An 18,659-nucleotide genomic window follows, 5' to 3' on the forward strand; every position below is an offset into this window, starting at 1 on the left:
TCTGAAAGCACACCAGCCCAGCAACGAAGCCAGCGCTTTCAAATCGACCTTTACTTTCTTATATACGGCCCGCGCACCAATTTTCCAGAAGGAAGCGTGCAATTGAAATCGGACGCGGAAGATTTATGCCCTTTTCCGGCAGGCCCGCGACCTCATCACGATGTACCCACATGGCATATTCAATTTCCTCGTTATCGGGGGAAAGCTCGGTCGTTTCCGCCTCTGAAATGAACCCCAACATAAGTGACCCCGGAAACGGCCAAGGTTGTGACGCGACATATTGCGCCCGTTTGATTTTAACGCCGACTTCCTCATAAACCTCTCGCGCGACGGCCTGCTCCAACGTTTCCCCCGGTTCAACAAAACCGGCAAGAACCGACACCGTTCCGGGCAAGAATTGCGGCGATCTGGCCAGCAACACATGGTCCTGATGATGGATCAACATAATCACAGCCGGATCCGTGCGCGGGAAATGGGACTTGCCACAATCGGGGTTGGTGCAGTGCAATCGATACCCGGCTTCGACAATTTTGTTGGCATGCCCGCACGCCCCGCAAAATTGATGTCCGCGATGCCAGTTAAATATTGCGCGTGCTTGTGCCGCCAAGGCCGCTTCGTCGCTTGAAAGGGCGGCCATACGGGTGCGCATATCACCAAACCCACCACCCAGCCGCCGGACCGCATCATCCCGATCTGAAACAACGGGTGCAATATCAACCGCAATCACCGGTCCATTTGCATCACGGCCAAGATAAATCCAGTGCCCGCCATTTAAATCAACGTCCAGATGGGGCACGGCCGGTGCGCCCATCACCACCAATTCATGGGCATCGATATCTTCGGGCCAGGCAAAAAGCGGATCGCCCGCATGACAAATCAGGATGCGCAACGACTCCTCAGCCAACAGAATCTGTTGCCAATTCTCCGTCTTGCGCAGCAATGCATCGCGATCAAGGTCGGTGGCCTCAAAGAACTGCCTGTTCATGGTGGTGGGCTTCCTTAAATTCATTCCCGGTTTGGGGCGGTATCAACCCACTGAGACACCGGGTTTTTCTGTGGTGGCGGGCCAAGACATTAACGCGCATGAAGCAATGCCAAAAGCCACGATTGCGCGATGATTGAAAAATTCCCAGCCAAGGCTTGCGTTTTATCGCACCTTGCGCGATATAGGGGGCGAGAGGCTGGCCGTGGACGGACCGCTCGCCAACCCGGTCAGGACCGGAAGGTAGCAGCCGTAACGAGTTTTTCCGGGTCACGGTTCAGTCTCTCACCCTTTTATATTCCCCCTTGAAATTGCCGTTTTCCACCATGCAATCGACATCGTCGGGCATGATGTGGTTTTGTGTGGGAAATTTCCCACTTGGCCTTTCCCATGCGGGACTGAAACTGCTAAAACCAATCCAGTTTACAATATGTCGGACCGGATGAATGACGGACCAGATCGAGACCGCCAGCCAAGATACGCCCGAAGGTGACGCATCAGGTGCGCCTGCGCCCGAAACAGCCATCGCTGCAGCAGCACCGAAAAGCGAATATCAGGTACTTGCGCGGAAATACCGCCCGAAAACCTTTGATGAGCTGATCGGTCATGGCCCGATGGTCAAAACGCTGTCAAACGCGCTTGAAAGCGGTCGTTTGGCCCATGCGTTTGTTCTAACCGGGGTGCGCGGGATTGGTAAAACCACCACGGCCCGTATCATCGCCCGTGCGCTGAACTGTATTGGTGCCGATGGCAAAGGTGGCGCGACCATTGATCCATGTGGTGTTTGCGAACATTGCCGGGCAATCGCCGAAGACCGCCATGTTGATGTTCTTGAAATGGATGCCGCGTCTCGCACCGGTGTGGATGACATTCGCGAACTGATAGAAGGGGTGCGCTATCGCCCGACATCAGCTCGCTACAAGATCTACATCATCGATGAAGTGCACATGCTGTCGAAAAGTGCGTTTAACGCGCTTCTCAAAACGCTCGAAGAACCGCCAGAGCATGTGAAATTCATCTTTGCCACCACTGAAATTCGCAAAATCCCAATCACGGTTCTGTCACGCTGTCAGCGGTTTGACCTGCGCCGTGTCCAGACCGAAGAACTCAATGCCCATTACACCCGCATTGCCGGGCTGGAAATGGCCGAAATCGAAGAAGAAGCCGTCACCCTGATTTCCCGTGCTGCCGATGGGTCGGTGCGCGATGGCATGAGCTTGCTTGATCAGGCGATTTCGCATGGTGCAGGCAAAGTCACCACCCAGCAGGTCCGTGACATGCTCGGCCTGTCGGACAGATCGCGCATTTTCGATCTGTTTGATTTCACCATGAAAGGCGAAATCAACGAGGCACTGGAACTTCTAAGCGCCCAATATGCGCTTGGCGGCGATCCGGCTGTGATGCTGCAAGACATGCTTGATCTGACCCACTGGCTGACCCGCGTAAAGCTGTCACCTGATGCGGCCAACGATCCCAGCGTGTCGCAAATCGAACGCGAACGCGGCAAGGAAATTGCTGCCAAACTCGCCATGCCGCAGCTTACCCGTTCGTGGCAGATGTTGCTTAAGGGGTTGGAAGAAACGCGGATTGCACCTTCGCCGATTCAGGCCGCTGAAATGATCTTGATCCGTCTGGCCTATGCCGCTGAAATGCCGCCCCCCGGCGATTTGATCAAAAAACTGCGCCAGGACATGGCAAATGCGTCCGGTGGCAACGCCCCGCAAGGTGGTGGCGGAAACGGCAGTGGCAATGGACCGGGCCCGCGTATGCAGGTTGTTAATGGCGGCGGTGGCGCCGCAGCCGTTGCTCAACGCCGTCCAGACCCGCTTGGCGAACCTGAACAGGTCGCACAGCCGGTCTATGCCAAGATGCCTGAAAGCTTTGAAGAGGTCGCAGAACTCCTGTCAAAGGACCGCGAGACCACTGGCATTGCCATGCAGGTCAAAAACTACATGCACCTTGTGAAATACGAACCGGGCCGGATCGAATTTCGCCCGGCACGCGGTGCACGTTCGGACCTTTCCACCCAACTGATCAAAGCAATGAACGGCCTTACCGGACATCGCTGGCTGGTCAGTGTTTCCGAGCGTGAAGAAGGGGCACCGACCCTTAAAGAACAGGAACTTGAAGCCCTTGAACAGCGCAAGGCAGATGCCTCGCTAGACCCGCTGGTCAAGGCCATTCTTGATGGATTACCCAAAGCCAAAATCGTTGCCGTCCATCTGCCACCCGGTCAGGAACTTACTGAGGGCGAAGAAGACGAAAGCGGTTCAGTATATGACGACGCATTTTATCTCGAAGGAGACGACGAGCTATGAAGAATCTCGCAGGGATGCTGAAACAGGCCCAGCAAATGCAAACCAAAATGCAGGAAATGCAAGAAGGATTGCTTGAACTTGAAATCGAAGGCCAGTCCGGTGCGGGCATGGTCAAAGTTTTGCTGAACGGCAAAGGCGAAATGCGCGGCCTTTCGCTGGATAAAAGCATCGTTGACCCCAACGACACCGAAGTTCTCGAAGACTTGATCGTGGCGGCTTATAACGACGCCAAGGTCAAGGTAGAGGCCGCTGTTCAGGACAAAATGAAAGACGTCACCGGCGGTATGAACCTGCCCGAAGGCTTCAAACTTCCGTTCTGATCTGGCCACACGCCGATGCAAAATTTTGCACTTACTTAAAGTGCCGAACAAAGGGTGGCATTGCGCCGCCCTTTGTTTTTGATACAAGCTAACAAGACGCCATCATCAGGGACGGGATTATAATGACCGGACGGGAAATCGAAAATCTGATCAAGCTTCTGTCGCGCCTTCCGGGTCTTGGCCCGCGTTCGGCACGCCGCGCGGTTTTACAGATGCTCAAAAAACCCGAAACCCTGATGCTTCCACTGGCAAATTCCCTGCACGAAACTGCCGAGGCCATGACCACATGCGCCAATTGCGGCAATATCGATGTGACCGACCCTTGCCATATCTGTGCCGATCAGAACCGCGGGATCGATATCATCTGTGTCGTCGAAGAAGTTCAGGACCTTTGGGCACTCGAACGCGGTGCATCTTACAAGGGCCAGTATCATGTTCTGGGCGGAACTCTCTCCCCGCTTGATGGTGTCGGCCCGGATGATCTGAAAATTGATCAATTGATCAATCGTGCCCGCGATAAAACCGTGGTCGAGGTCATCCTTGCCACCAATGCCACGGTCGATGGCCAAACCACAGCCCACTACATCACCGAACGGTTGATCGAAACCGGGGTAAAGGTCACCCGACTTGCTCACGGCGTCCCGGTCGGAGGCGAACTGGATTACCTTGATGATGGAACCTTGGCCGCAGCCCTGCGATCACGTAGCTCGGTCTAAATCCAAACATTTGTCGCTATTATTCAAACCATTTTCTGCACAATTTACATAAAAAAATCGAAATAGGATTGAATAATTTCAGCCTGATTTTAACTGATTTTGATCTTCTCAGACGCCAAACGCGTTGCCAGTTCATAGCCATAGGCACCCGCCCCGGCCATCACCGCATCTGCGACCGGACTGATCCAGCTTTTATGGCGGAATTCTTCGCGGGCATGCGGATTGGAAATATGCAACTCGATGATATAGCCATCAAACGTCTTAAGCGCGTCATGGATCGCAGCTGATGTATGCGTATAGGCACCGGCATTGATAATGATCGCCGCAGACTTTTCACGGGCTTCATGGATCAGATCAATGATCGCACCTTCATGGTTGGACTGACCGAACCGAACGGTAACATTCAAATCCTTGGCCAGTTCGGCACATTTTGCTTCGATGGTTTGCAGCGTGTCATAGCCATAAATTTCCGGCTGACGCTGTCCAAGCAGGTTCAGGTTCGGACCATTGATGACAAGAATTTCCGGCGCGCTCATTTCTTTTTTCCCCTGAAGCCCAGTGTTTAGAAGGTCTGGTTACATCGTCTGGTTTATGTCGTCAGTCTATTTCGCAGCATCACCGCGGCGGTTCATCCGCGTTTGCGATGCCAGTCGGATCGGTGCATTTGCCGCCCCGAACCCACGATACGCCCGACGCTCCACCAGTTCAAAGAAGAAACGGTTGGCAAAGGTGCGCGTATAGGCCTGATAATATTCACCTTCATCGTCGCGATCATAAAGAATATTACGTGCACGCAAACGATCAAGCAGTTCCGGCGCCAAATCGAAACGGGCTTCGATATCGTCATAATAGTTTTCCGGGATCGGCAGAATCTCGACCCCGTTTTCGGCACAATAATCAAGAGACGCAAAGATATCATCGCTTGAAAATGCCAGATGCTGAACCCCGCTTCCAAAGAACTCGTTCAAGAACTGGGAATGCTGGGTATGCGGGCTTTGTGATCCATTCAGGATCAAACGCACCGCACCACTTTGCACCACCTGACTTTGCACAAGCCCGCCCGGATCGGGAATATCTAGGGTCGGCATCTTGGTCAAATCAAAGATCGACGTGAAATACAAAAGCCAGGTCAGCATTTCCTCATACTGCATCGAATAGGAAACGTGATCGACGGAACGAAGCTTGGCCTTGGCCGCCCCCACATCAGCATTCTTGGTCAGATCAAATTCAACATCCCAAATGCGCGACAACTCGCTGTGATCGTCCAGGAAATAAACCAGACTGCCGCCAACGCCACGAATGGCCGGCATTTCAATTTCGCCTTCGCCAACCGCCTGGCTAAACGGTGCAGCCAATAACGATTGCGCACGATCAAGGGTTGCCTTGGCATTTTCGACCTTCAGCCCCACCGCACAGACCGACGGCCCATGCACGATGTTATAGGAATGGGCAAAACCATCCTTGTCACAGTTGATCACAAGGTTGATGTCACCCTGTTTCCACCATGTCACGGCCTTGGATTTGTGACTGCCCCGCTTTTCAAACCCCAAACCGGCAAACAGTTTACCCAGCTTTTCAGCTGTTTCTTCTTCAACCGCAAACTCGACAAAGCCGACATCCTGCGCATGCGCCTTGGGCGGAAGAACGGTTGCCTTTTCGCCAACTTTGACACCGTCGATACCATCGCCGAGATAAATCAACGACCGCAAACCATCCTTGGCGACGTTCTTGGTGGAGCTGGACCGGAACTGATCGTTGAAAATTTCAAGTGACAGCGGCCCGTCATATCCGGTCATGGCAAGATTGCGCATGAAGTCATCAAGCGGGAAATCCCCCTGCCCCGGGAAACACCGGAAATGGCGGCTCCAGGAAAGCGCATCCATTTCTAACGTCGGTGCATCAGCAACCTGAACCAGAAAAATCTTGTCGCCCGGAATCGATGAAATCGCATCAAGCGGCACCTTGCGCGCAATGATGTGGAAAGTATCAAGAACCAAACCAACATTCGGATGATTGGCCCGACGCACGACTTCCCAGCTGTCGCGATAGTCACTGATATGCTTGCCCCAGGACAGGGCCTCGAACGCGATCCGCAATCCGCGTTTTGCCGCGCGATCGCCAAGTTCCGCCAAATCCTTGGCCGCACGATCAAGCCCGCCCAACGAGTGTGGGGAAACGTTCGAACAAACCATCAAAAGATCCGTTCCAAGCTGTTCCATCAGATCGAATTTTCGCTCTGCCCGTTCAAACGCACGGGTGCGCTGCGGTTCTGGCATGCCTTCGAAATCGCGAAATGGCTGAAACGTCACGAGTTTCAAACCAAGATCGCGGATCGTCTTGCCGACATCGGCGGGTGATCCGTCAAAGGACAAAAGATCGTTTTCAAAAATCTCGACACCGTCAAAGCCTGCAGCGGCGATGGCGTCGAGTTTTTCCTGAAGGTCGCCAGACAGTGAAACTGTGGCAATCGAGGTCAGCATTTTATCCCTCCGGGGCGTTCAAAATAGATCACCGGCACCTCAGGGAAAAGATGCTGCGACGTGCCAAATGCCAGAAGCATTGGACAAAGCGCCATGCGCCCGCGTCAAAAGCTCAATCCTGTGAACGATGCCGATATGTTTCGATATGGACGGTTAATCTTGCGATCGCGTTATCAACGTCGCGGGCGAGTGCAAGCTCACAAAGCTCACGATGCTCATCGATAATTTCCTGACCACGGAATCCATGGGTTTTCAATTCGATCACGACATAACGTCGGAACTGATCAAAAATCTCGCGGTGAAGGCGGAGATGAAGGTCCGAACCGCATGCCGAAATCAGCGCTTGATGGAATTCACGGTCATACTGGCTCCAACGCGCGGTCAATTCGCGGCTGTTTTCGGCGATCATTTTCTTTTCGGTTGCCGCCAGTTTGTGGTGGGCACCTGCAACGCGGGCTTCCCATTCCACATCACCATGCCTGATTGATGCGCTTAAGCCATCGCGTTCCAGCAAAAGCCGCATCGACGTCAATTCCATGAAATTGGACGACGATGTTTCGACGACACGAAAACCTTTCTGCCCTTCGACAAAAACAAATCCGGATGCGACAAGGCGGTTTAACACTTCGCGCAGCGTATTGACGCCAACGCTATAACGTTCGCGCAGCACTTCAAGCTTAAGCTTGGAGCCCGGCTGCAATTCGCCATACAAAACATCATCGCGAATTTCGTTATAGACTGTCTCGGCGACTGTACTGCTGCTACTCATGACGTTCCCCTAGCCTGTCAATGCCTCGGGATAGGCATTGAAATATTCTTTTCTTGCAGCATCGGCATCAATCTCTGCCGCACTGAAAACCTCGAATGCTTCAATACCCTGAAAGAAGAAGAGTTCAAAGCCAGTCATGACTTCAATCCCTGATTTCGCAGCAGATCGCAGGAATGCGGTTTCAACCGGGGTGTAAACGGCATCAAAGGCCCACCTTTGCCCGCCAAGAAGGCTGTCATCAAACGGGCTGCCCGGATACTGGTTCATGCCGACCGGTGTGCAATTGATCAAACCATCTGCATTCCGCACCGCATCGGAAAGATCATCTTCACCAACAAATGCCGCATTCGCATCCGCCGCAACAAGGGTCGCAACCAGCTCTTCGCCACGCGCAATATCCTTGTCATGGATCAGGATCTTGTCCGCACCAAGCCCACGCAGGCCAAAGGCAGTTGCAAGACCAACACCACCAGCCCCCAGTTGTAAAACAGTCCCAGGCTTGGCATCGCCAAATTGCTGGCCGTAGCCCCGCATAAACCCGACAAAATCAGTGTTATCACCCCGCCAACCATCTTCACGGAAAACCACCGTATTCACCGAACCAAGCGCACTTGGCAGGCGTTTACGCGGCGTGATCAGTTTGCGGGCACTGGTTTTATAAGGATGCGTAACATTGACCCCGGCATAGCCGGTTTCCGAACATGTCGTTAGCTGTTTGATCAGATCAAAATCAGCGATCTGTTCACTGTCGAGATAATCGTATGTCACATCCATTCCGCACATACGGCCCAGCAACACGTGCAGTCGTGCTGACTGGCTGCGTGAAATGCCTTTACCGATAAGACCAAGTTTCAACATGGAATGGTATCCTAAAATCCAAACAGGTTAGGCAAGAAGGTGACGATGCTCGGAACAAACGTAATGATCAAAAGCACCAGCAGTTCGACAAAGAAGAACGGCATAATTGCCCGGATCATGCGCGCCATCCCGACACCGGCAACCGCATCCGCAACAAACAGGCACAAGCCCATTGGCGGCGTAATCAAACCAATCATCAGGTTAAAGATAACAATGATGCCAAAATGGGTCGGATCGATCCCAAGGCTGATTGCAATCGGATGCAGGATTGGAACCAAAACCAGCATCGCTGCAATACCTTCAAGCACAAGACCAACCGCCAGAAGCATCACATTGATCAAAAGCAGGAAGGTGACCGGGCTGTCGACATAGCCCAAAACAAATTGGCTGACCGCCTGTGGAATTCCGGCAAAAGTCATAAACCAATTGGCCGCTGCAACCGTTGCCATAATAATCAGGATGCTTGAAGAATCACGCATCGCGCCGGAAAAAATACCCGGAAGATCACCCGGCTTTAATTCGCGGAAGACAAACAGACCAACAACCAGCGCATAAAATACCGCAAAGCTTGCGGCCTCTGTCGGTGTCACGATCCCCGCCAGGATCGATCCAATGACAAAGACCGGCATAAATAGCGGGATCAACCCATTCCAGACCGCTTTTAGCTTTTCCGCCATATTCATGCGTTCACGCGGTTTGGCGTAGTTCTTCACAAAGAACCGCACATAAACCGACAAGGCAATCGCCAACAAAACGCCCGGCACAATCCCGGCAAGGAACAGGGCCGGCACCGATACGTTGGTGGTGATCAGCGCATAGATGATAACCGGAATGCTGGGCGGAATGATCGGACCAATAACCGACGATGCAGCGGTCAAGGCAGCGGCAAAATCACGCGGATAGCCTTCTTTTTCCATCGATGGAATAAAGATACGACCAATGGCCGATGTATCGGCAACAGCCGATCCTGACAGACCGGCAAAGATCACGGATGACCAGATATTGACCTGTGCCAGACCGGCCTTTGCATGCCCGACAAGCGCATTGGCCAAATTGATGACGCGCGATGTAATGCCGCTGGCATTCATCAATTCACCTGCCAGAACAAACAGCGGGATCGCCAAAATGGTAAAGCTGTCCATCCCGGCAAAAATACGTTGCGGCAAAAGATCAATGCCAAACGTCCCGGTCGAGATATAGGCAACAAGGCCAAGTGCAATCGCAAAGGCAACCGGTGCGCCAATCGCAAGCAGCACAATAAGGGTAACACCGGTAATCATGCTTCACCCTCGCTCGGATCGGTTTTGAAATAGGAAACAAGACGCAGGATCGCCGCAATCACAAGGCACACCCCGCCAATTGTAATGGCGATCTGGGCCCAATACATCTGAATGCCGATGCCCGATGCAACAATGCCGCCGCGCTTTGCCGCAAAAATCCAACCCGCATAGGCAAGAACACCGCCAAGGATCAGTGTCGCAGCATCAACCAGCACGGAAAGCTTGCGGCGCATGGCTGCCGGAACAGTATCAATCACGATGCTAAACGTAATCTGGGTACCCTGCAGGTAGGCATATGCCACACCAAACATGCAGCCATAGATCATCGCGTATTTTGCGACTTCTTCGCTCCATTGCAGCGGGGCAGAAAAGAGATAGCGGCTGACACTGCCAGCAAAAACAACACCAAAGACAACGAGGATACTGAGCCCCGAAAGTCCGGCGAGCAAACGCTTAAAAGCATTCTCGGCGCGTTGCATGGGTTCCCCCGGATCGCGGAAAATTCAAGTGCTTTGACAAGCACGGTGGCGGGAAAAAGAGCAGGCCAGATGCAAGGAGGAGCACCCGGCCTGCCAATGCCGATTACATCGAAGCTTCAGCTTTCGATACGGCTGCCTGCAGTTTTTCAATCCACTCGGCATCAATCTGACCGGAAAGCCAGTTGATGACAGCTGGCTGTGCAGCGTCGCGGAAGGCCTTAAGCTGTTCGGCGGTCGGCGTGGTGACTTCCATGCCTTCCTCTGCCAGCTTGGCAACGCCTTCTGCAGAATTAAACTGCTGAATGGCACGGCCGACATTCGATGCAATGCCTGCTGCGCGGCGCAGAAGCGCCTGATCAGCATCCGAAAGATCCTGATAGATGGCCTCGTTGATCACGATGAAATCGGTGCCATATACGTGACGATCAAGGGTCAGGTATTTCTGCATTTCATAGAATTTGTTGGCATAGATCACACTGATCGGGTTTTCCTGACCATCGACCGTACCTGTGGTAAGGGCGGTCGGAACTTCCGGCCAAGGAATCGGGGTCGGATCGCCACCAAGAGCTTTGACCATTTCCACGAAAAGCGGAACGGTCATGACACGGATTTTCAGACCTTCCATGTCTTTTGGTTCGGCAACAGCGCGTTTGGAGTTGGTGAAGTTACGGAAACCGGTTTCACCATAAGCCAGCGTACGCAGGCCGGTTTTTTCCTGACAATGTGCGGCAAGTTCTTTACCGAAATCACCGTCCAGAACGCTCCACGCAACGTTGGCATTCGGGAAAACATACGGGATATCAAGAACAGCTGCCTCAGGGCAGACTTTCGAAAACGGACCTGAAACCATGGACATGGCAAGGGTTCCGTCCTGAGTATTCTGAAGCAGATCGGTTTCCCCACCCAGCGAGCCAGCCGGAAAAAGGGCGACCTCAATACGGCCGGCCGATTCTGCTTCGACAATATTTTTAAAGACCTGCGATGCTGCACCTTTTTTCGAGGTGGTCCACTCTGCCGGATCAACATGGGCAAAGTTCAAGGTCACATCAGCAGCATGCGCGGAAAAACCAAACGATGCAGCAGCGATAGAAACGGCACCGAACAAGGCGCCTTTAGAAATCATCTTCATTACTTCCTCCCGATTGAACGAATTCCGCAGACCGTGGTTGCATGAAGCACTCTTGTTCTTGAGCAGTCTGTGCCCGGAATTAGGATAATTTAAAAAACATAGGAGATTTTGTCAAACATTCTATATTTTTGGGGAAATCAGCAGTTTATGCGCCATTTGACCACCAAACAAAATGCGCACCATTAGTTTTTGCGCCCCAAAAACCCAAAACAGGCAGTAAAGTTCGATCACTTCACAAAATGAACATTCGTACGCGTCCCATCAGATGCGATCCCCAGAACGCCGTGTAGAATGCGAGAATCCCATAATAAGTACCAGATCGGTTGCATCTAGCCGCGATAACCGTGGATGCGAAAACAGCTTGCTGTAAATCTGGTTATTTGTGCTACTTTAACTGTGAAATTTATCGATTCGACCCTTGAAATAACGCTATTTCCAAAGTGAATCCCGTGAACAGTGTCAACTGCCCAACATCCCCACAGCTCGCAAAAATCGCGTCGCGCATTTTAGCAGGCAGCTTCCTGTTTGAGGATCTCGATCCCGAACTGCTTGAACAGCTATCAAATCAGGCAACTGTGCGTCGGTTTGAAGATGGTCAATTGCTGTTCGAAAAAGGTGCGGCTGCCGACGGGCTCTATGCGGTAGAGGCGGGCAAAATCCGCATTTCGTCTGTTTCTGAAACCGGCAAGGAAATCGTGCTGAACGTTCTGGCACCGGGTGCTGTGTTTGGCGAAATCGCCCTGCTTGATGGCGAACCGCGCACAGCAACCGCGCGTGCCGTTGGTCCGACCCGGACCCTGTTTATTTCACGCGATGATTTCTTTGAAATCTTTGACCGCGAAGCACCGCTGCGCCGTCACATCACCGCCCTTTTGTGCCGTCGCCTGCGTTGGGTCAGTGATCTTTTGGAAGATGCCAATTTCCTTGATCTGACTGCACGTTTGATCAAACGTATCCTTTGGCTTGCCGAACGTCATGGCGGTCCGGATCCCGAAGGCATTCGGATTGCCCTTCCGCTCTCGCAGCAGGAACTTGGCTTGATGCTTGGCGTTACCCGCGAAGCGGTAAACAAAAAACTGCGTGAACTTGAAAAACAGGACATGATCACGCGTCGTGACGGTCGTCTGGTCATCAAAAATAGCGACGGGCTCAAACAACTTCTTGCTGATGCCATCAAAAACTGAACCTTCGGATTCATTATTTGACCGCCTTGTCGCGCGCGAAGAAAAGCGTGGGCTGATCGTCGTTGCGTTTTTACGCATATGCATGTTGGCCTTCATCCTGTTGCTGTTTAGCAAACCGGATTCCCCAACGGGCAAGCTTTATACGCTTTTGGAAGTCCTTGGCTGGTTCATTCCCGGTGTTTTCATCCAGCTGTTTGTCGCGATGCGCGGCAAAAAATCCTACTGGATGATCTATCTCCTTGCGGTGATTGATGCCGGATTGATTGTCTATGTCTCCGTCGTTCCTGATCCGCTTAATCCCCTGATCGATCATCCGGCATGGCTTTATGGTTTTGTCGTGCGCGACCGCGGCGTTGTGTTTTCCATGATCATGATGGCCCTTGTGATCATGACGTTTTCACCGCGCCTGATCTTGTGGTTTGGCTTTTGGCTGTTTACTGCATGGTGCGGGGCAATCTGGTGGCTGATGACCCGGCCGGGTGTGATTGTCTCGCAACATTTTGGCGATGAGTGGAACCCAACCCAGCAAGAATCGATCGATACCTATAACCTGCCGGAATTTGTCGATATCTCGGCATTGGCCGAACAGGTCGTCATCGTCATTGTCTTCACACTTGCCTGTGCCGTGATGGTGTCGCGCCTACGTGTTCTGATCAATCAATTTGCCGCCGCCGAACGTGCGCATGGCAATCTGGCACGCTATTTCCCCACCGTCCTTGCCGACCAACTTGCCGATCGTGATGAACCGATCCGGGTTGGCGAACGGCGCGAATGCGTCATTTTATTTGCTGATATCATCGGCTTTTCGCGTTTTGCCGAAAAACGCGATCCCCAGGAAGTCATGCGCTTTCTCAATCATTTCCATCAAATTGCAACATCGCAAATCGGTGCTTATGGCGGGATTGTCGAGAAATATATCGGTGATGCGGTCATGGCCAGTTTTGCTGCCTTTGACGATCTTGACCGACCTGCGGCAAATGCCTTTTGCGCAGCACAGGCAATCATTGCCCACGTCGCCGAATGGCAGGAACGCGATCCGGCCGATGGGGATAGGCCGCTTCAAATCGGGGTTGGTTTGAATTTTGGCCCCGCCGTTGTCGGTGATATCGGCCAACGCGAGGCGGTAACATCTGCGGTCATTGGCGCAAGTGTCAATCTGGCAGCCCGCCTTGAACAAGCCACCCGCGAACTTGATAGCGACACCGTCATGAGCGGACAATTTGCCCAGAAAATGCATCTCGAAACGCCGGTAGGTGCGCCGATATTGTTGGCACGATATGCACAAACGCAAACCATCCAAGTCAAAGGGTTTAGCGAGCCGGTTGCGGTCCTGTTCCATAAAGAGACACAAAACGGGTTATAAAACCCGAACCAATCTGACAAACCCTTGAAATTTGGGCATACCAATCCAAAATGCTTTCCATAATTGCTACTACGCTCTAACATGAGAGCTAACAGGAGGAAGCGATGGTAACGACGTCAGACTCAAACCCACCGGCCGCGGGTACCGTCCCGACCGCCGTAAAGTTATCTACCTTGTTTGGCGAACGTGAATTTGCCTGGGACAAGGCGATCTATTTCCCTGCCGGGCTTAAGGGTTTTCCTGATCACAATGTCTTTGCCCTTGCCAGCTTCCCCAGCGAAGAGCAAAGCGCCTTCATCCTGATGCAATGCCTGACCGAGCCGGAACTGGCCTTTATCGTTGCCCCCTACAATCTTGAAAGCGATACGATCAATCCGGAACATCTTGAGCAGGCCTTTAACATTCATGGTATCGGAAAGAATGATGGCGCGGTTCTGTTGATCGTCACATTGCATAAACCAGATGATGGCGATGTCATTATGTCGGTCAATCTACGTGCACCGATCATTATCGATACAGCCCGTCAGTCGGCCTATCAGCATCATCTGCCCGAAGCTGGCGGCTATTCCTACCATCACGTCGTAAGCTAGGGTCACTCTTCAGCTATTCGCCGCGAGACTGGCAAAGCAAAAAATGTGGATCCCTTCCGGTCCAGGTTTGGTGCATCTATGCGCGATTTGCCGCGCAATCCTTCCTCCCTTGAAATCGTCCTGCTACGTCCTTGATTCTGCCACTTTTTTCGCGCAAGAGTAGCATCAGTGTATTTTAAAAACCAAATAAGGGATCGGGCATGACCGCAGCATTGCGAAACCGTTTTGCACTGGCAGCACTGTTGGGAACAGCGGTATTTTTCGGACCGGATATTGAAACTGCCGTTGCGCAAAGTTCGGTTGAAGACCGCAACAATGCCAATACTGTCATCCCGCTCTCGGCGGATGCCCGCAGCAAGCTGCAATTAACCGTCTATCCCGGCAATCTCGCCATGATCGCCGAGCAACGCAGTATTGCCATTCCAGACGGCCAAATCACGCTTCGCATTGCGGGACTGCCAAGTACCCTGATTGACGATTCGCTTCTGATTGGCACGGCCAGGGAAAGCGATCTCGTATGGTCATCCTTGCGCAACCGGACCAATGGCTACAACGCACTAGAAGCTTTGCTGCAAGACCAGATTGGTAAAACGGTTACCATCCGGCGCGATGATAATGACCTGATTGAAGGTACCCTTATCGCCTTGACCCACTTTGCCTTGGTTCAAACCGGTGCCGGGATTGAACAGGTGCCGGTTGATCAGATCATTATTTCCGACCTTCCCGAAGGTTTCAGCGCGATGCCCTTCATTGATGCGGACATCGCAACCGGCACCCCGCTTGATCATGTCTCCATGGCATATTTGTTTGGCGGAATTGATTGGAGCACATCATATCTTGCCGCTTATGACAGTATTGAAAATAAATTGAACCTTTCCGCCATTGCGCGGATCACCAATCATTCCGGCAGTGCATATGACGGCGCACAATTGCGTCTGATCGCAGGGGATCAAAACCGCGTACAGAACGCCCCCATGGTCAAGGCTGCGCGCACTGAAATGATGATGTCGGCAATGGCCGATTCTGCAGGGTCGGCCGCCAGCGGACCTGATCGGGCAAATTTCGAAAACCTGCATGTCTATGGCCCGTTTGACGGCCTGAGCATGAAGGATGGCGATACGGTCATTCTGCCATTGATTGATGCGCAAACATTGCCTGTTACCCGCCATTTGATCTTTAACGGGCTCAGCAATCCATACGGCATGGATGCAAGTGGCGAACCTGATTTTGTTCGCCCGGATCTCGAAATCAAAATCACCAATGACGGTGGCAAAGATACCAAAAGCCCCTGGCCCGATGGCATCGTTCGCATTTTTGCCCAAACACCCGATGGTAACACCGGCTTCCTTGCCGAAGATAATCTTTCTCTGACCCCGGTCGGACGGGATGCAACATTACGCATCGGCAAAGCCAGCGAGATGTCTGGCACCCGCGAAGTGACGGCTTTCTCGCGCAAAGCCCGGCCAAACCTTCCCGATGACGTTAGTGCCGATTTGAAATGGACGGTCGAAAACACCAGCTCACGCGCAGAAACCATCACCATCCGTGAATATGTACCAAGTGATTGGTCGGTAACGTCGGAAAGTCATAAACATGAACGCCCGCAACCCGGCCTGATCACCTGGGAAATCGACGTTCCGGCCAAGAGCGAAGTGACCCTGACCTGGTCCGTCGACAGCACCCGCTAAACCAAATGCCCATTGTTTAAAACGGCTATAGAGCAATCTGCTTTATAGCCGTTTTATGATTTCCCGTTTGAACGCGTGCTGTAAAACGCCTTGGCCAAAGGCAGCAACAAACTCGCATCTGGCAACTGATCGGTTTCGCTGCAAAGATCGGCGTAAATGCAAATCAGCTTGGTCAGCAACACAAATGCTTCCTGATTGCCCATCCCGGCAAACTTGCCCAGCACCTTGATCCCATCGCTGGCCGCCGCACAGGCAAGGTCGAATTTCCTCGCACCGCGGGTGGCCAAGACCAAGGCAGCCAAAGAATATCCAAGATCAAGCCGTTCAGTATCATCCTTGCGCCCGACACAATTGCGCAACCTGTCCTGGCGCAATGACACCGCCTGACTGGCCGCATCAATCGCCCAGTCCCATTCTTGTGCTTCAATCTCAAGGGCTGCCCGATTGTTCAGGCTAAGTGCTAATCCCGCCACCGCCGCATCGCGTGCCGTTGGCAGATGAAGAGCAAACAGCGCATCGGCCTTGTCAAACAGGCTCAGCGCATAATCGCGGTCGCTGTAATGCTGATTGCTGGCCATTTCCAGATAGAGCCGCGCCACCGCCAAAGAATCGGCATCTGTCTGTTCAAGATAGGACAAACGCAACGCATATTCGTCCGATTTGTCACCCATCCTGATCCCGCACCTCTTTTACACCATGACCGCACATGACTGTTTCAGCCATGCACAGAAAGACGTTCCTTGCGGGTGTCTTGTGAAGGATGGGCAATCAAGGATAAGCTGTTTCGCAGCACCGACCAGCCTGCTAGGTTCGGGACCCAATAGAATGTTTAAAATGGGTCAAACCCCAATCGTATTTGCCCCACAGCCCGGACATCAGCCCCGCATGAGCATACAAACCGAAACCCTGCGCGCCCTTTACGGCACCTGGCGTATTGCCCGTGGCGATGCAAACGGGCTTGGATTTTTTGAATTTTCGATCAACGGATTCTGGCGATCCTTCTTTGCCGCCGTGATCGTTTTTCCGGCCTTCGCCTTCTTGCGCTGGCATGATCTGGGCGAGGCACCGCAAGACTTCCCGGTCGGACGCTATATGACGGTCGAGGTGATTGCATATGTCATCAAATGGGTCGCCTTTCCCCTTGTGATGCTTCACATCCTGCCCATGCTGGGCCGCGCCGAACGCTATATCAATTTTATCACTGTCTATAACTGGTCAAGCGTTCTGCAAATGGGCGTCTATCTGGTTGCCCTCACATTCGGGGTTCTGTTTCCATCCCTTGGGGCGGGCGGGTTTGTCATGGTCGCCGTCATCGCGATGCTGGTTTACGGTGTCTATATTGCGCGGCTGACCCTTTCTGTACCGCTGCCAACGGCAAGTGCCATTGTCATGGCCGATTTCCTGCTATCCATGGTGATCACATCAATTGGCATTCGTCTCGCAATCGGCCAGCTGTTCTAAAACCAGAAACCATAAAAAACGCATCCTCATCAGGGAGAAACACATCATGAAACCTGTCCTTGTCGTGACCCGCCGACTGCCAGATGCCGTCGCGAAACGCGCTGCCCAAAGCTATGATATCAAAACCCAGGAAGGTGACGATCCGCTGTCGCGCAATGAAATCCTGACCCTGTGTCATGGGGCGGATGCCGCCCTTGTCTCGGTTGGTGATCCGATTGATGCGATCTTCTTTGAAGAACTGCCCGACAGTGTCAAAATCGTCGCCACCTTCTCGGTCGGGACCGATCATATTGATCTGGCTGCGGCCAGGAAAAATGGCGTTATCATTGGTAACACACCCGGTGTTTTGACCGATGCAACGGCCGATATCGCATGGCTTTTGATCCTTGGTGCCGCACGCCGCGCCAGCGAAGGCGAAGCCGAAGTCCGCAACGCCACATGGTCAAGCTGGCGGCCCACTCATCTGATGGGCACACAGGTTACCGGCAAGAAACTGGGCATTATCGGCATGGGCCGGATTGGTCAGGCGGTTGCCAAACGCGCGCGCGGGTTTGACATGGATATTCATTACTACAACCGCCGTCAGTTGCCCGCCGATCAGGAACTTGGGGCGACCTACCATGACAGCATCGACGGCCTTCTGCCCCACTGTGATTTCCTGTCGCTTCACTGCCCATCAACGCCGGAAACGCGCGGCATGGTCAATAGTGACTTCATTTCCAAGCTGCCCAAAGGGGCGATCATTGTAAACACCGCACGCGGCGATGTGGTCAATGACACCGATCTGATTGCCGCCCTTAAATCGGGTCGCCTGACCGCAGCTGGTCTTGATGTGTTTGCCGGCGAACCGAATATCGAACCGGATTACCGCGATCTTACAAACACATTCTTGCTGCCACATCTCGGATCGGCAACGGTCGAAACCCGCAATGCCATGGGTTTTCGCGCTCTTGATAACATTGATGCCTTTGTCGCGGGTAAAGACGTACCCTTTATCGTCTAAAAACGCGTCTTACATAGCCAATCAAAACAAAAGGCGCCG

Annotated in this window: 18 protein-coding genes and 1 other RNA gene; 10 read left to right on the top strand and 9 right to left on the bottom strand. The window is 52.8% G+C overall.

The features are described 5' to 3' along the window. Positions 1-58 precede the first annotated feature (58 nt). On the bottom strand, positions 59-985 hold the full coding sequence (gene nudC, locus ACQ0MK_RS16210; protein WP_430473480.1) for an NAD(+) diphosphatase: 927 nt from the start codon (positions 983-985) through the stop codon (positions 59-61). Positions 986-1,176: 191 nt separating this feature from the next. Here nudC and ffs point away from each other — a divergent pair. The 4 genes from ffs to recR all read left to right on the top strand — a co-directional run bounded on the left by ffs (position 1,177) and on the right by recR (position 4,336). Further along, an RNA gene (gene ffs, locus ACQ0MK_RS16215) (signal recognition particle sRNA small type) lies at positions 1,177-1,271 on the top strand. Positions 1,272-1,428: 157 nt separating this feature from the next. Continuing rightward, complete coding sequence (locus ACQ0MK_RS16220; protein WP_430473481.1) at positions 1,429-3,300, top strand: DNA polymerase III subunit gamma/tau; 1,872 nt, start codon at positions 1,429-1,431, stop codon at positions 3,298-3,300. Next, complete coding sequence (locus ACQ0MK_RS16225) at positions 3,297-3,620, top strand: YbaB/EbfC family nucleoid-associated protein (protein WP_430473482.1); 324 nt, start codon at positions 3,297-3,299, stop codon at positions 3,618-3,620. Before ACQ0MK_RS16220 ends, ACQ0MK_RS16225 begins: the two co-directional genes overlap by 4 nt. Before the next feature lie 122 nt (positions 3,621-3,742). Then, positions 3,743-4,336, top strand: coding sequence for a recombination mediator RecR (gene recR / locus ACQ0MK_RS16230; RefSeq protein ID WP_430473483.1), 594 nt, complete (start codon positions 3,743-3,745; stop codon positions 4,334-4,336). Positions 4,337-4,425: 89 nt separating this feature from the next. On the opposite strand, the gene aroQ is transcribed toward recR, so the two are convergent. From aroQ to ACQ0MK_RS16265, 7 genes are all read right to left on the bottom strand, one after another. After that, the gene (aroQ, locus tag ACQ0MK_RS16235; protein ID WP_350161139.1) at positions 4,426-4,872 is read right to left on the bottom strand and encodes a type II 3-dehydroquinate dehydratase; all 447 of its coding nucleotides are present in this window, start codon (positions 4,870-4,872) and stop codon (positions 4,426-4,428) included. Positions 4,873-4,938: 66 nt separating this feature from the next. Further along, positions 4,939-6,816 carry a bifunctional sugar phosphate isomerase/epimerase/4-hydroxyphenylpyruvate dioxygenase family protein gene (locus ACQ0MK_RS16240; RefSeq protein ID WP_430473484.1) on the bottom strand — a complete coding sequence of 626 codons (1,878 nt, stop codon included), beginning with the start codon at positions 6,814-6,816 and terminating at the stop codon, positions 4,939-4,941. Positions 6,817-6,928: 112 nt separating this feature from the next. Beyond that, a complete protein-coding gene (locus ACQ0MK_RS16245) occupies positions 6,929-7,585 on the bottom strand; it encodes a GntR family transcriptional regulator (RefSeq protein ID WP_430473485.1) in 657 nt (218 codons plus the stop codon). 9 nt (positions 7,586-7,594) lie between these two features. Beyond that, positions 7,595-8,443, bottom strand: coding sequence for a shikimate dehydrogenase family protein (locus tag ACQ0MK_RS16250; protein WP_430473486.1), 849 nt, complete (start codon positions 8,441-8,443; stop codon positions 7,595-7,597). Positions 8,444-8,454: 11 nt separating this feature from the next. After that, positions 8,455-9,723 (bottom strand): TRAP transporter large permease, encoded by a 1,269-nt coding sequence (locus tag ACQ0MK_RS16255; protein ID WP_430473487.1) that lies wholly within the window; start codon positions 9,721-9,723, stop codon positions 8,455-8,457. Beyond that, a complete protein-coding gene (locus ACQ0MK_RS16260) occupies positions 9,720-10,202 on the bottom strand; it encodes a TRAP transporter small permease (RefSeq protein ID WP_430473488.1) in 483 nt (160 codons plus the stop codon). Before ACQ0MK_RS16260 ends, ACQ0MK_RS16255 begins: the two co-directional genes overlap by 4 nt. A 103-nt stretch (positions 10,203-10,305) precedes the next feature. Next, the gene (locus tag ACQ0MK_RS16265) at positions 10,306-11,331 is read right to left on the bottom strand and encodes a DctP family TRAP transporter solute-binding subunit (RefSeq protein WP_350044266.1); all 1,026 of its coding nucleotides are present in this window, start codon (positions 11,329-11,331) and stop codon (positions 10,306-10,308) included. 449 nt (positions 11,332-11,780) lie between these two features. Here ACQ0MK_RS16265 and ACQ0MK_RS16270 point away from each other — a divergent pair, with 449 nt between their 5' ends. The 4 genes from ACQ0MK_RS16270 (at position 11,781) to ACQ0MK_RS16285 (ending at position 16,156) form a co-directional block, all read left to right on the top strand. Continuing rightward, positions 11,781-12,515: a Crp/Fnr family transcriptional regulator gene (locus ACQ0MK_RS16270; protein WP_430473489.1), complete on the top strand. Its 735-nt coding sequence runs from the start codon at positions 11,781-11,783 to the stop codon at positions 12,513-12,515. Continuing rightward, on the top strand, positions 12,499-13,878 hold the full coding sequence (locus ACQ0MK_RS16275) for an adenylate/guanylate cyclase domain-containing protein (RefSeq protein ID WP_430473490.1): 1,380 nt from the start codon (positions 12,499-12,501) through the stop codon (positions 13,876-13,878). The genes ACQ0MK_RS16270 and ACQ0MK_RS16275 overlap by 17 nt, the downstream gene beginning before the upstream one ends. Before the next feature lie 104 nt (positions 13,879-13,982). Beyond that, positions 13,983-14,468 carry a flagellar assembly protein FliW gene (gene fliW / locus ACQ0MK_RS16280; protein WP_430473491.1) on the top strand — a complete coding sequence of 162 codons (486 nt, stop codon included), beginning with the start codon at positions 13,983-13,985 and terminating at the stop codon, positions 14,466-14,468. A gap of 200 nt (positions 14,469-14,668) precedes the next feature. After that, on the top strand, positions 14,669-16,156 hold the full coding sequence (locus tag ACQ0MK_RS16285) for a DUF4139 domain-containing protein (protein ID WP_430473492.1): 1,488 nt from the start codon (positions 14,669-14,671) through the stop codon (positions 16,154-16,156). A gap of 53 nt (positions 16,157-16,209) precedes the next feature. On the opposite strand, the gene ACQ0MK_RS16290 is transcribed toward ACQ0MK_RS16285, so the two are convergent. Continuing rightward, positions 16,210-16,827, bottom strand: coding sequence for a hypothetical protein (locus ACQ0MK_RS16290; protein WP_430473493.1), 618 nt, complete (start codon positions 16,825-16,827; stop codon positions 16,210-16,212). A 214-nt stretch (positions 16,828-17,041) separates the two neighbouring features. Here ACQ0MK_RS16290 and ACQ0MK_RS16295 point away from each other — a divergent pair, with 214 nt between their 5' ends. Both ACQ0MK_RS16295 and ACQ0MK_RS16300 read left to right on the top strand, forming a co-directional pair. Further along, positions 17,042-17,617, top strand: a complete 576-nt coding sequence (locus ACQ0MK_RS16295; RefSeq protein ID WP_350044260.1) for a hypothetical protein — start codon at positions 17,042-17,044, stop codon at positions 17,615-17,617. 46 nt (positions 17,618-17,663) lie between these two features. After that, positions 17,664-18,620: a 2-hydroxyacid dehydrogenase gene (locus ACQ0MK_RS16300; protein WP_430473494.1), complete on the top strand. Its 957-nt coding sequence runs from the start codon at positions 17,664-17,666 to the stop codon at positions 18,618-18,620. Positions 18,621-18,659: the final 39 nt, after the last annotated feature.

The sequence above is a fragment of the Thalassospira lucentensis genome (genome assembly GCF_050516545.1).
GTDB classification, from domain to species: Bacteria; Pseudomonadota; Alphaproteobacteria; order Rhodospirillales; family Thalassospiraceae; genus Thalassospira; species Thalassospira lucentensis_C.